The sequence below is a fragment of the Streptomyces sp. NPDC090798 genome (assembly GCF_044768965.1).
Taxonomy (GTDB): Bacteria; Actinomycetota; Actinomycetes; order Streptomycetales; family Streptomycetaceae; genus Streptomyces.
The window spans coordinates 130,291-142,638 of record NZ_JBIVXA010000007.1 but is presented as its reverse complement, the minus strand read 5'-3'; the positions used below and the strand labels follow the sequence as shown (position 1 = coordinate 142,638).

Sequence of the window (12,348 nt, the reverse complement as noted above, 5' to 3'; positions counted from 1 at the left end):
GCACCCAGGGGCTGGGACCGGTCAGGATTCGAGAAGCCTCCCGGCCCTCCCCCGCCCTACCGTGGAAGCACCGCAACACACCACGGAGGAGTCACCATGACCGCAGGGCTGAAGACCATCATCTACCCCGTCAAGGACCTCGCACGGGCGAAGGCCCTGTTCGGCGCCTTGCTCGGAACGGAGCCCTACGCGGACACCGCGTACTACGTCGGCTTCAAGGACTCCGGGCAGGACGTCGGCCTCGACCCCAACGGTCACGCCAAGGGGATGACCGGACCGGTCCCGTACTGGCACGTCGACGACATCCGGGCGACGCTCGCGGCCCTGCTGGAAGCCGGGGCCGAGACGCTCCAGGACGTCCAGGACGTGGGCGGCGGCAGGCTGATCGCCTCGGTCAAGGACACGGACGGGAACCTCGTCGGGCTCCTCCAGGACGGCCCCGGCGAGTAGCCCCGCCGGGTTGTCGCAACCACACTAGTTGCACACTCAACAAAACCCCGGGCCTCTGTTACCGTGCACATATGGCAGTGAACACGGCGAGCGAGGTCCGGCTCGAGGACCGGTGGCGGGACATCCTGTCGGTGCACGCGCGCACGATGTGCGAGATCGACCGCGCGCTGCACCCGCACGGTCTCGGCGCCAGCGACTTCGAGGTGCTGGACGTCCTCGTCTCGAGCGAGCTCGCGCACGACGGCGAGCACTGCCGAGTGCAGAACATCGCCGACCGTGTCCATCTGAGCCAGAGCGCCCTGTCCCGCCTGATCGGGCGGCTGGAGAAGGACGGCCTGGTGGAACGCACCGTCTGTCTGGAGGACCGGCGCGGCGTATGGGTCGCGCTCACCCGCAAGGGACGCGACCTGCACACCGAGGTACGCCCTCTGCAACGCGCCGTGCTGGCCCGCATGCTGAACGCCTAGGTCCGGCCTCCGCGGCGGTCAGGCGCACGCCCCGTACGGGTGTGACTCCTGGGTCCGCGCGGGCAGCTTTCCGTCGCGGGCGGCGGCACAGAGCGCGCACGCGCGGTTCCACTGGGGCAAGCCGCCACCGGCGGCCGTACCCAGCAGGACGACTTTCAAGGGCCCCCATCCCTCCGCATCGAACCGTAACCGGGGGATCTTCCCCACTCGGCGGCCAGAACTACGCGGCGGCCGGGGGCAGTCCGGGACGCTCTTCGCCGGGACGCCGGTCCGCGGGGCGCGCGGGCGGGATCGGTGTCGAGGGGAAGTCCCGCGGCCCGGTCCACAGCGCCGGGACCGCGTCGCCGCGGCGGCACAACTCGAAGGCGATCGTCTCGTAGTTGACCCGCCAGCCGCGAAAGTGCGGCCACGCCTGTTCGGCCGTCCGCTCGGCGGGGAAACCGGCCGCCTCCACCATCGCGACGGCCGCGTCGAACTCCAGGTAGGTGAGCTGGATCGGGGCGTCGGGCGCGGGGTCGGTGTCGTACGGGAAACGCAGGGAGCGGGCGATGTCACGCAGCGCGGTGAATCCCGCGCGCAGCATCAGCCGGGCCTCGGGCGGGGCGCTGCTCGGGGTGAGGGCGAGCTGCATGGCGGCCGCGTCCATGACGGCGACGAGGGCGACGATCCAGCTGCGGTAGGGCCGCGGTGAGCGGAACGCGAGCAGGACGGGGTACGTGGAGTGGCTCTCGCCGATGTCGGAGGCGAGCCGTTCCCAGGAGCGGTACAGCTCGGGCAGCGCGGTCTCGGTGTCGACCAGCCACTGGCGGGCGAGGATCTCCGGTCCCCAGGCGGGTTCGCCCGCGCGCGACTGGAGCAGGGTCACCTCCAGCTCGCGGCGGTTGTAGGCGGCGTACAGGGTGGGCAGGTAGGCGATCTGGAGGGCGATCACGACCGGTCCGGTGGCGGCCGCCATGAAGTCCACCACGGACAGGTGCAGTCGGTCGCCGCTGGCGAAGCCGAGCGTGAACAGGCTGGAACCCGCTTCCCGGACCGATTGGGTCCAGGTCAGCGAGGAGATGGCGTGCAGCAGTAGCCCGTAGCCGATCAGGGCGCCGCCGAGCCAGCTCACGAGCATGCCCATCAGCATGAGCGGCGCGAGCCAGGTCTCTGCCCGGTCGATGGCGCGGTAGCTGCCGCCGGGGGCGGCGAGGCGCAGCAGGAGGCGCAGGGAGCGCCACCAGCGGATCACCATCGAGGAGTACAGCCCGCGGGGCACGACGAGGGTGCGCAGGATGCTGGCGAACACCAGTACCAGGAGCAGGCTGCCGGCCACGCCCGAGATCCATTTCATGCGGTCATTCTCACGCCCGGCACGGACGTCTTCAGCGCAACAGATCCCGTACGGCGTCGAAGGCGGCGGTGACGGTCGCCGGGTCGGCGCCGGGGCGGGCCAGCGCGCTCATGGGGATGGGGGTGACCGGGGGCAGCCGGTCGTACCGGGCGAGCCCGTCAGGGCGGGTTCTACGGCGGCGAGCAGGGCCACGCCCTGGCCGGTGCGGGCGACGTCGAGGACGCCCTCCAGATAGCCGGCGTCGCCGACGACGGTGGCCGCGACGCCGTGCGCGGCGAGGGTGGCGATGGCCCGGCGGCGGATCGCGCACGGGTCCTCCGGGGCGACGGCGGGCGAGGGCGCCCTCGTCCTCGAACTCTCCCCGGACGACCAGCTCGCCGTCGTGGAACCCGGCGTGATCACCACCGAGCTGGACCGGGCCGCGGCCGGGCACGGGCTGCGCTACGCGCCCGATCCGGCCAGCGCGGCCCTGTCCACGATCGGCGGGAACATCGCGACCAACGCGGGCGGGCTGCGCTGCGCGAAGTACGGCGTGACCCGGGACAGCGTGCTGGGCCTGGAGGCGGTGCTCTCGGACGGCACCGTCGTGCGCACCGGCCGCCGTACCGTCAAAGGCGTCACCGGCTATGACCTCACGGCCCTGCTCACCGGCTCCGAGGGCACCTTGGCGGTGATCACGTCGGCGACGCTGCGGCTGCGGCCCGTGCCCGTGGCGACGGCCACCCTCGCCGCGTACTTCGCCTCCTTCGAGGCGGCCGCCGAAGCGTCGTACGCCCTCACCAGGGCCGGGGTCGAACCGGCGCTCGCGGAGCTGGTGGACGGGCCGGTGCTGGGTGCCGTCGACCCGGCACTGCGGGAGCGCGGCGCGGCCCTGCTGCTGGTGCAGTGCGACTCAGCGGGCGCGGCGATCGAGGCCGAGGCCGTCTCCCGGCTGCTCGCCCCGCTGGCCACGACGGTCGAGACGACGGCGGATCCGGTGGAGGCGGAAGCCCTGCTCGCCGCCCGCCGTCTCGCGCTGCCCGCGCTGGAGCGCCTCGGCCGTCCGCTGATCGAGGACATCGCGGTGCCCCGCTCCCGGCTGGCGGAGGCGGCGCGGGAGATCCGTGCCGTCTCCGCACGCCATGACGTGCCCGTCTTCACTTCACCCTCGCGCACGCGGCGGACGGGAACCTCCACCCGATCATCGTCGTGGACCCGTCGCTGCCCCGCCTCCCCGGCGCGGCCTGGGAGGCAGCGGGTGAGATCTTCGCGCTGGCCCTGCGGCTGGGCGGCACGCTGACCGGTGAGCACGGTGTGGGCGTACTCAAGCGGCAGTGGGTGGCGGACGAACTGGGGCCCGCGGCCCACACGTTGCAGCGCCGGCGCAAGGAGGCGTTCGACCCACGGGGCATCCTCGATCCGGGCAAATGCCTCTAAGGCCGGACGGCGGTCAGGGCCGCGGCCGGACCAACAGGGTGCGCACACCCTCCGAGGTGAGGGTCAGGCCGTTCGGCGAACTCGGGTCGATGGTGAGCGACAGATCACCGGTCGGCCATTGGGAGGCGAGCGCGCCCAGCGGAACCAGGCGGTAGCGGGAGACGGACGGCAGCAGTTCGGCCATCGCCGGCTCCGAGGTGAACACCGGCACCACCTGCTCCCCGCCCGGCTGCTCCAGCACGGGCAGCGCCACGGCGGCGGGGTCGCGCACGTCCTCCTCGCTCGCGTCGTCCGGCACGGGGACCAGCACCTCGCTGCCGGCCAGGGTGTCCAGCGCCAGCGGGTTCTCGGTGTTCTGCGCGAGTGCGTTCAGTGCCTCCTGGGCCGGTGTCGTGGCCGTCGGCAGGTAGGGGTGGTTGTTCGAGGGTGTGTCCATTGGCAGATCCCAGGTAGTGACGGACAGGGCGCCCGGGCGGGACTCGCCCCGGGCGCGGCTCCTGTCGCGCGTACCCACTCGCCACCGGGGCATTCCTCGCAGCCGCCCGCGGGCACCCAGGAGATCAAAAGATCAAGAGGTCAGGAGGTCAGGAGGTCAGGAGATCAGCGGGATGTCGTCCGACGGCAGGCCGAGGCGGTCCCGGCCGACGCGCCGGGCCAGCGGTTCGGCCATCGTGGGGCCGAGGTGCGACCAGATCGTGGCGGCGTCCCGAAAGTAGCGCTGCATCCGCGCGCCGTCGCGGGCGTGCCGGGAGCCCGCCGTGCGGAAGAGGATGCCCTGGAGCGCGTCCCAGGCCAGGCGCCCGGCGGTGACGAAGACGAGCGCGAGCCGGTTGTCGACGGCGGTGGTGAAGGGGGCCCGGCCCGACACGTTGTCGCAGCAGGCCTCCATCCAGTCGTCGGCGGTGGCCCGCAGCGCCGCGTCCGCCGTACGGATCGCGGCCAGCGCCTCTCCCAGATGGCGCTGGTAGTCGTGGAGGTCGGCGCGGGTGCGGCCGGGGTCGAGGACGAGCGGCCGTTCGGCGATGATCCGGGCGTACTCGTCGGCGGCCGCGTACGCGGTGCCGATCATGAGCGCGGCCAGCTCGCCGTGGAAGAAGCTCGCGGCGCGCCCCGCGTACATGGGATGGCCGTGCAGCTTCGAGCCGGGGGAGCCGCCCTCGACGGGCAGGTCGAGCAGGCTCGCCTCCCGGGTGAAGTGCACAGGGATGCGCGCCTCGTCGAAGCGGATGCTGTGGGAACCGCTGCCGCGCAGGCCGAGGACGCCCTGCCAGTCGTCGAGCAGGGTCCAGGCGGAGCGCGGCGCCACGAACAGCACGAGCGGCCCCGGCGGGTCGTCCGGCTTCTCGGGGGCGCGCAGGGTCTGACCGACGTAGTGGGTGGAGTACGGGGAGCCGGAGGAATAGGACCAGGTGCCGTCGAGGACCACGTGACCCTCGCCGTCGGGCCGCGCCACCCCGACGGGGGTCGCGGTGGAGGCGGCCCGGAAGTCGCCCTCGTCACCGAAGAGTTCGTCCTGTGTCCTCTCGTCGAAGACCGAGGCGACCTGGAGGACATGGGCGGCGGTGAGAGACAGGGCCCAGCCGGTGGAGGGGCAGCCGCGCGCGACCTCGGTCACGACGCGGTAGAAGGTCGGCAGCCCGAAGGCGTACCCGCCGTACCTGCGCGGCTGCAGCATCCGGTAGAAACCGGCGCGCAGGAAGTCCTCGTGGGTGTCCTTGGGGTAGATCGTCAGCCGCTCGGTCTCCGGCTGCCGTTCGAGCAGCGCGGGCCGCATCGCCACGGCTCGCTCGATCACTTCGCGTTCGGTGAGTTCCGGTTCGGGAACGGCGATCACGGGGCCTCCTGACGGGTGGGACTGTCCGTACGTGCGGCGATACCAGTGATTGAACACGCAGATCCGCCACGGTGTACCACCGGATAACGCCAAGTACGCGGATCCGTCCCCTGGTTGAAGCGTCGGGCCGCCCGTCCGGGGCGCGAAGGGAGCGCCTTTCCCACCCGTCGGCCAGTGCTTCGAGGCGATGGCCACGGTGAAAACGAACCAGTGGTGGCGACCACGCGCCCCGCGGGCCCCGCCTCCTACCGTGGGCGCATGCCGCTGCAACCCTGGTTTCCCGACGCCAAGGTGGGCGTCTTCATCCACTACGGTGTCTACGCCGTGGGCGGAGCGGCCGAGTCCTGGTCGTTCTACACGGGCGAGATGACCCACGAGCAGTACATGAAACAGCTCGAAGGCTTCGACGCACCCCGCGACAACGTCTCGCTGCGCGGCCGGCGCAACGAGGTCAAGCGCGTCACGGTCCTGTGCACCGGCACCGAACTGGGCCGCCACGTCACCGGCGGTCTCGACGCCGTCCCGGGCGTGATCTGGATCGACGCGCCCGCCGCGGCCGACCTCGGCGAGTACGCCACCGTCCTCGCCGTCGAGCTGGAGGGCGAGCTGGACCTCTACCGAGCCCGGCCGCGACTGAGCAGGGACCGCGTCAAGGGAGTACGGCGGCGGAACGGGGCGAGCACCGGTAGAGGCGTGACGTCGGGAACGGTACGCGCGCGCAATGGGCGCGCACCCATTCGGCGTTGGTCCGGCCCGGGGCGGTCACCACGCCGCCGAGGACGACGTAGCGCAACCGGCCGGTGGCGACGAGGTGACGGAACTGGGCGCCGGTGGGCGTGGGCGCGGCCCCGGTGAACCCGCCCATGGGAAGCACCTTGGCGCCCGCGTAGAGGATGTACGCGGCGGCGGACCGCCAACTGGTCGTCGCGAAGAGGTAGGTGGCTCCGTCCTGGTGGGCCCGGGTGTAGGCCAGGAGCCGCTGCTGGTCCTCGTCGAGTCCGTCGGTGGACCCGGGGGCGTGGCCACCCTCGTTCCGGGCGACGGGCGGTGCGGGGGAGGTCCGCTGCCGCACGTTGTGGTGGTGCCATGTGGACACCGGCCCGGCGGAGCCCATGCCGGAGTGTCCGTACGCGGGGTCCAGGACCGAGGCGGCCCAGGCCGCGGAGGGCCCCAGCATCGCCGCGACGGCCAGGCCGAGGCCCAGCACCGCGATGCGCCGTCGCGCCCCTTCGGCGCCGTCGCTACGGGACAGTGCCAGCAGCGCCAGCGCGCCCGCTCCGAGGATGATCGCGGCCGGGGCCAGCCACGGCAGGAACGTCGGGTACTGTCCCGCGACCACCGCCGACCAGGCCACCGTGGTCACCACGGCCACGGGCAGCGCCCATGTCCGTGCCCCGCTCCCCTTGCGCCAGGCACGCCAGAACTGCACCGTCCCGGCGCCGAAGAGCGCCGCCAGCGGTACGGCCACGACACCCATGTAGTACGTATGGCCGCCGACCGCTCCGGCGCTGAACACCAGGAAGTACGTGGCCAGCCAGACCGCCCAGAGCAGGAAGCCCGCCCGCAGCGGGTCCGTGCGCGGCCTGCCGCGCAGCCACACCAGACCGCACACCGCGGCGAGCGCGGCCGCCGGGTACAGCCAGCCGACCTGCGAGGCCAGCGACGGGCCGACCATCTTGGCCCACTGCGTGGCGGCGTGCCCGCGCCCGGGCTCCGCGGGGGCGGTGCCCGCCATGGTCTGCGCCGCCACGCTTCCGGTGTCCTTGGCGTCGATGCCGAGGCTGGAGAAACGGGTGAGGAAGTTGTACCCGACGACCTGGCTGATGGCCGAGTTGTTCGTCGTACCGTCCACGTACGGACGGTCCTTGGCCGGGGTCAGCGTCACCAGCAGCACCCACGAGGCCGAGACCGCCAGGCACACCGCGCCGGCGGCGGCCAGGTGGGCCAGGCGGCGGCGCGGCGCCGCCGGCGCCGAGACCACGTACAGCAGGCCGAGCGCCGGGAGTACCGCCCAGGCCTCCAGCATCTTGGCCTGGAAACCCAGGCCGACCCACATCCCGGCCGCGAGCAGCGGGCGCAGCCTGGCCTCGCGGGCCGCGCGCAGCGTGGCGTCGGCGGCCAGCAGGACGAGCAGGGTGAACGCGGGGTCCTCGGCCTGGGTGCGGAAGAGCCCCGCGACCGCCGGAGTGAGCGCGAACGCGCCCGCCGCGAGCAGGCCCGCGCTCTCCCCCGCCCAGCGGCGCACCGCGCGGTACAGGACGGCGACGCTGAGCACGCCCTCGATGACCTGGGGCAGGGTGAGCGCCCACGGATGGAATCCGAAGATCCGCGCGGACAGCGCCTGGGGCCACAGGAAGCCGGGCAGTTTGTCGATCGTGATCGAGTTGCCGGGGTCGAAGGAGCCGAACAGGAAGCCCTTCCAGCTCTCGGACATGCTGCGCGCGGTCTGCGCGTAGAACGCGTGGTAGCCGCTGTGCTGGATGTCCCAGGTGAACAGCAGGGCCGCCACCGCGAGGATCGCGAGCAGCGCGGGTCTGGCGTGGGCCGCTTTCCCCACCGGGCCGCGGCCGGACGCCCCGGGACGGGCGAGCAGCCGCCCGCCCGTGCGCTGGGCCGACGCGAGGATCGCTGCGGTGGTGCTGACCATGGACGTACCTTCCCGGTGGACTCGCCGTTCGCTCGGAAAGAGGGCGGAACGGCCCACCGGGATGCCTGGGGGCGGTGGCTGTTCAGGTGACGTTCAGATCGTGGGACGCACGCCGCGGCTCACACCATGGGTCGCGTCCGGTTCGCGGCCGGTGCGCTGCCGGACTCAGCTCGTCTCCGCCGCGCGGCAGGCTCCGCAGGTGATGTGGCGGGCCGGCTTCTCGTGGGTGGCCCGGCCGGTTCCGGTGATGTCCTGGGTCGGCGGGTGGCTTTCGTGCACATGCGTGCGACAGAGCGCCGCGCCGCAGCGGATGCATACGGCGACCGCGGGACCGGGGGTGCCGGGGCAGTCGTAACAGTTCATGTCCTCACCTCGTTCTTTGGTGAGCACGGCCCTGTTGGGGGCTGCGACCTTTCCTCCATCATCCTTCCGGACGTCGCAGTGTGCCAGAAGACCCGGCCACGAGCCGTGCGCTCGGGCGGGCGGGGAACGGTCACCGTGTCGCATCGGAGGAGGGGGCGGAGTAGACATGGGACATGGGTGACAGTGATGCGCCCGCCGAAAGACGCGGCAGGGGCATCGACATCGACTACGCGGAGGTCTTCCAGGCCCTGCCCAGTCCCGTGCTGCTGCTCACGCCCGACATGGTGGCGGTCGACGCCAATCGGGCCTACGCGAGGGTCTCCGGACGGAGCCTCGCGGAGCTGCTCGGCCGGTGCGTCTTCGACGTGTTCCCCGACAACCCCTCCGACCCCCGGGCCAGTGGCCCCCAGGCGGTGCGTGCCTCGCTGGAGCGGGTGCTGGCCACCGGCGGGCCGGACACCATGGCCCTGCAGAAGTACTCCGTGGAGGTACCCGACCGGCCCGGCGTGTTCGAGGAGCGTTACTGGAGCCCCGTCAACATCCCTCTCCTCAACACCGATGGCCGGGTGTCACTCATCGTCCACCGCGTCGAGGAGGTCACCGCGCTGATACACGCACGGCGGGCGCTCGGCGCCGCACCGGAACTGCCCCTCACCGCCGAGGACGCGATGACCGCAGATCTGCTGAACCGCTCCCTGGAACTGCAGGAACTCAACGAGGAGTTGCGCAAGGCCCACGCCCGCGCGCACGAGGTCGCCGTCACCCTCCAGCGCGCCATCTGCCGAGTACGGCGCTGCCGGACCGCCCCGGGGTGGCCGTGCGCTACCGGCCCGCGACCAGCTTCCTCAACGTGTGCGGCGACTGGTACGACCTGATCGACCTCGACGCGCGACGGCTGGCCGTGGCGGTCGGTGACGTGGTGGGGCACGGTCTGGAGGCGGCCGGGACCATGGGACAGTTGCGCAGCGCCCTGAGCGCGGCGATCCGCGCCACCGGGCGGCCCGCCACCGCCCTCACCACCCTCGCGGCGCACGCCCACACCGTCGACGGCGCGCTCGCGACAACCGCCGTCCAGGCCGTCATCGACCGCACCGCTCTCACCGTCACCTACAGTCGCGCCGGCCATCCGCCGCCTGTGCTGGCCCACGACGACGGCTCCGTCGAGGTGCTGGACTCGGCCGCCGACCCGCCCCTGGGAGCGGGCGACGACTTCCTTCCCCGCTGCGAGTCGACGGTGGGCTACGTTCCCGGCAGCACCCTCGTCCTCTATACCGACGGTCTGATCGAGCGCCGGGGCGAGGACATCTACGCCGGTCTGGATCGCCTCGCCCACAGCGTCGAACGCCATCACCTGCTCGGCCCCGAACTCCTCGCCGACGCCGTGCTCGCCGATCTCGTCCCCGCACCCCAGCGCGGCCCCGACGACGACACCGCGCTCGTCGTCATCCGGCTGTGAGCCGTCCGGTCCCCGGTGCGCCCGCGCTCAGGTCGTGGGGTCGAACCACGCGGGCGCGTCCGACAGGGCCTGCTTGATCCGGAACATCCCGAACTCGTTCAGCTCGGGCAGGGCGTCGACCGCGAACCAGCCCACGTCCAGCGACTCGTCGTCGTTGACCCTCGCCTCGCCGCCGACGGCCCGGCACCGGAACGTGGTGTCCATGTACTGGCAGGTGTCGCCGTTCTCGTAGGTGACCGGCTCCAGGGCCTGGACCAGCACCACGCGCTCGACGACGCAGCGCACGTTGGTCTCCTCGAAGACCTCCCGCACCGCGCAGGCCGCGGGCTGCTCGCCCGGGTCCGGAATGCCGCCGATGATCGACCACTTCCGGGTGTCGGTGCGCCGGCCCAGCAGCACTCTGCCCTCGTCGTCGAAGACGATGGCGGTGACTCCGGGCAGCCAGAGCAGCTGGTGGCCGGCCGAGGCCCGGATGGTGCGGATGAAGTCAGGGGTAGCCATGGACCGACCCTAACGGCCGGATTCCGTCACCCGGCCGAGGTCAGTCAAGATCACCCGGAACGGCGTCGGTCCGGCGCCCGCGGACCACCGTCGTACCCGCCCAGCCGAGACCGCCCACCGCGACCGCCACCAGCAGCATCTCCGGCAGGATGCCGAGCCGCGTGGCGGGGGTCTCGGAGGAACGCAGCGGCACCTTCTGGACCAGCGAGTCCGCCACGAACATCCCGGTCCGCTGGGTGATCCTCCCGTCCGGCATGATCACGGCACTGACGCCGCTGGTCACCGGCACCGTGACGGTACGGCTGTGCTCGACGGCGCGGACGCGGGACATGGCGAGCTGCTGGTAGGTCATCTCGCTGCGGTCGAAGGTCGCGTTGTTGCTCGGCACCGAGATCAGCTGCGCGCCGTCGGTGACGGTGCTGCGCACGGCCCAGTCGAAGGCCGCCTCGTAGCAGGTGACGAGTCCGACCCTGGAACCGTCCATGGTGAACACGCCCGGCTTGTGGCCCCGGCTGAAGTCCTGGCGGACCATCGAGGTCCAGTTCTTGTTGATCGCGCCGAGAAGTGAACGCAGTGGAAGGTACTCGCCGAAGGGCTGGACCTGTCGCTTGTCGTACGTGTCGAGGGGGCCCTTGACCGGGTCCCACAGGATCTGCTCGTTGTAGAGCTTGCCGTCGCGCTCGACGACGCCACCGACCGAGAGGGGCGCGCCGATGGCCTTGGCGGCGCTGTCGATCACGAGGCGGGCGTCGGCGTTGGTGAAGGGGTCGACGTCGGAGGAGTTCTCCGGCCACAGCACGAAGTCGGGCCGGGCGACCTTGCCCGCCTTGACCTCGGCGGCCAGCCGCTCGGTCTCCCGTGCGTGGTAGTCGAGCACGGCACGCCGCTGGGAGTTGAAGTCGAGCCCCGCACGCGGCACATTGCCCTGGATGACGGCGACGGTCGCCGTGCCGTTCTCGGCCTTGTCGCTCACCAGCGACCGCGCGGCGAGCGCCCCGACCACGGGGACGGCCACGCTGAGCAGCGCCGCCGCGGCGGCCCCCCGGCGTACGACACCGGTGCGCCGGCCCTCGAGGACCTGGCGTACGACCTCGTACAGCCCGAAGCCGCAGAGTACGACCGCGAAGCCGAGCACCGGAGTGCCGCCCACCGCGGCCAGCGGAAGGAAGATGCCGTCCGCCTGACCGAAGGCGATCTTGCCCCAGGGGAAGCCGCCGAACGGCGCACGCGCGCGTGCCGCCTCGCCCGCGATCCAGACCGCGGCCGCCCACAGCGGCCAGCCGGGCAGCCGGGAGACGAGGGTGATGCCCGCGCCGACGAGCGCCACGTACACCGCTTCCACGGCGACGAGTGCCAGCCACGGGCCGGGGCCGACCTCGACACCGGTCCACACGAGCAGCGGCAGCAGGAAGCCGAGGCCGAACAGATAGCCGAGCCCGAGGCCCGCCTTCCAGGAGCGACCGCGCAGCAGCCAGCCAAGGACCGCGAAGGCCGGCAGGGCCAGCCACGAGACGGTGCGCGGCGGGAAACTGACGTAGAGCAGCACTCCGGAGAGCGCCGCGGCGGCGGCCGGAGCGTATCGCCGAGCCAGTCTGGCCCCGCGCGATGCGGGCGCGGGCCGGGGTTCGAGCTGATCCGGCTCGTCTACGGAAGTTGCGGTGGCGGTCACTCGGGGAGTGTACGGCGCGTGACCTGGGCACCGACAGCACGGTCCGCACCATGAACCTCCCGGCGCCCGGGGGTGGTCCGTCCGCTCCGCAGACCGTCGCATGCCCACCTGATGCACCGTTCCTGCGCAACTCATCCACAAACCGGCGCATCAGCCGTTACGGTGTGCCCGAGCCTCTGACGTGCGGCCGGATGTGGCCGTGGCGGTCGGGG

The 12,348-nt window shown here is 72.3% G+C and carries 12 protein-coding genes and 3 pseudogenes; 7 read left to right on the top strand and 8 right to left on the bottom strand.

Annotation, left to right across the window (positions count from 1 at the left end):
• Positions 1-96: 96 nt before the first annotated feature.
• Together ACIQTP_RS17355 and ACIQTP_RS17350 are read left to right on the top strand one after the other, a co-directional pair.
• Positions 97-450 (top strand): VOC family protein, encoded by a 354-nt coding sequence (locus ACIQTP_RS17355; RefSeq protein ID WP_403400688.1) that lies wholly within the window; start codon positions 97-99, stop codon positions 448-450.
• Between the two features lie 71 nt (positions 451-521).
• The gene (locus ACIQTP_RS17350; RefSeq protein WP_402039823.1) at positions 522-917 is read left to right on the top strand and encodes a MarR family winged helix-turn-helix transcriptional regulator; all 396 of its coding nucleotides are present in this window, start codon (positions 522-524) and stop codon (positions 915-917) included.
• A gap of 220 nt (positions 918-1,137) precedes the next feature.
• On the opposite strand, the gene ACIQTP_RS17345 is transcribed toward ACIQTP_RS17350, so the two are convergent.
• The gene (locus ACIQTP_RS17345) at positions 1,138-2,250 is read right to left on the bottom strand and encodes a hypothetical protein (protein ID WP_403400687.1); all 1,113 of its coding nucleotides are present in this window, start codon (positions 2,248-2,250) and stop codon (positions 1,138-1,140) included.
• 108 nt (positions 2,251-2,358) lie between these two features.
• On the bottom strand, positions 2,359-2,655 hold the full coding sequence (locus ACIQTP_RS17340) for a hypothetical protein (protein ID WP_403400685.1): 297 nt from the start codon (positions 2,653-2,655) through the stop codon (positions 2,359-2,361).
• On the opposite strand from ACIQTP_RS17340, the gene ACIQTP_RS17335 reads away from it, so the two are divergent.
• Together ACIQTP_RS17335 and ACIQTP_RS17330 are read left to right on the top strand one after the other, a co-directional pair.
• Positions 2,645-3,529: an FAD-binding oxidoreductase gene (locus tag ACIQTP_RS17335; RefSeq protein WP_403400684.1), complete on the top strand. Its 885-nt coding sequence runs from the start codon at positions 2,645-2,647 to the stop codon at positions 3,527-3,529. The genes ACIQTP_RS17340 and ACIQTP_RS17335 overlap by 11 nt on opposite strands.
• Positions 3,439-3,666 (top strand): FAD-linked oxidase C-terminal domain-containing protein, encoded by a 228-nt coding sequence (locus ACIQTP_RS17330; RefSeq protein ID WP_403400682.1) that lies wholly within the window; start codon positions 3,439-3,441, stop codon positions 3,664-3,666. Before ACIQTP_RS17335 ends, ACIQTP_RS17330 begins: the two co-directional genes overlap by 91 nt.
• Positions 3,667-3,679: 13 nt before the next feature.
• Here ACIQTP_RS17330 and ACIQTP_RS17325 read toward each other — a convergent pair whose 3' ends face one another.
• Both ACIQTP_RS17325 and ACIQTP_RS17320 read right to left on the bottom strand, forming a co-directional pair.
• Positions 3,680-4,102, bottom strand: a complete 423-nt coding sequence (locus ACIQTP_RS17325) for an SseB family protein (RefSeq protein WP_403400680.1) — start codon at positions 4,100-4,102, stop codon at positions 3,680-3,682.
• A 156-nt stretch (positions 4,103-4,258) separates the two neighbouring features.
• Positions 4,259-5,500, bottom strand: a complete 1,242-nt coding sequence (locus ACIQTP_RS17320) for an acyl-CoA dehydrogenase family protein (protein WP_403400679.1) — start codon at positions 5,498-5,500, stop codon at positions 4,259-4,261.
• Between the two features lie 258 nt (positions 5,501-5,758).
• Here ACIQTP_RS17320 and ACIQTP_RS17315 point away from each other — a divergent pair.
• Positions 5,759-5,869 (top strand): annotated as a pseudogene (locus ACIQTP_RS17315) (alpha-L-fucosidase); the annotation flags it as partial.
• A gap of 33 nt (positions 5,870-5,902) precedes the next feature.
• Positions 5,903-6,133, top strand: a pseudogene (locus ACIQTP_RS17310) (alpha-L-fucosidase); the annotation flags it as partial.
• Positions 6,134-6,149: 16 nt separating this feature from the next.
• Here the strand turns inward: ACIQTP_RS17310 and ACIQTP_RS17305 are convergent.
• A complete protein-coding gene (locus ACIQTP_RS17305) occupies positions 6,150-8,147 on the bottom strand; it encodes an ArnT family glycosyltransferase (RefSeq protein ID WP_403400677.1) in 1,998 nt (665 codons plus the stop codon).
• A gap of 165 nt (positions 8,148-8,312) precedes the next feature.
• On the bottom strand, positions 8,313-8,510 hold the full coding sequence (locus ACIQTP_RS17300; protein ID WP_306454789.1) for a DUF2180 family protein: 198 nt from the start codon (positions 8,508-8,510) through the stop codon (positions 8,313-8,315).
• A 173-nt stretch (positions 8,511-8,683) separates the two neighbouring features.
• On the opposite strand from ACIQTP_RS17300, the pseudogene ACIQTP_RS17295 reads away from it, so the two are divergent.
• Positions 8,684-9,966, top strand: a pseudogene (locus tag ACIQTP_RS17295) (PP2C family protein-serine/threonine phosphatase).
• A 27-nt stretch (positions 9,967-9,993) separates the two neighbouring features.
• Here ACIQTP_RS17295 and ACIQTP_RS17290 read toward each other — a convergent pair.
• Together ACIQTP_RS17290 and lnt are read right to left on the bottom strand one after the other, a co-directional pair.
• The gene (locus ACIQTP_RS17290; RefSeq protein WP_403400675.1) at positions 9,994-10,467 is read right to left on the bottom strand and encodes an NUDIX hydrolase; all 474 of its coding nucleotides are present in this window, start codon (positions 10,465-10,467) and stop codon (positions 9,994-9,996) included.
• Between the two features lie 40 nt (positions 10,468-10,507).
• Entirely contained in the window at positions 10,508-12,136 is a 1,629-nt protein-coding gene (gene lnt / locus ACIQTP_RS17285; RefSeq protein ID WP_403400673.1) for an apolipoprotein N-acyltransferase, read from the bottom strand.
• Between the last annotated feature and the right edge of the window lie 212 nt (positions 12,137-12,348).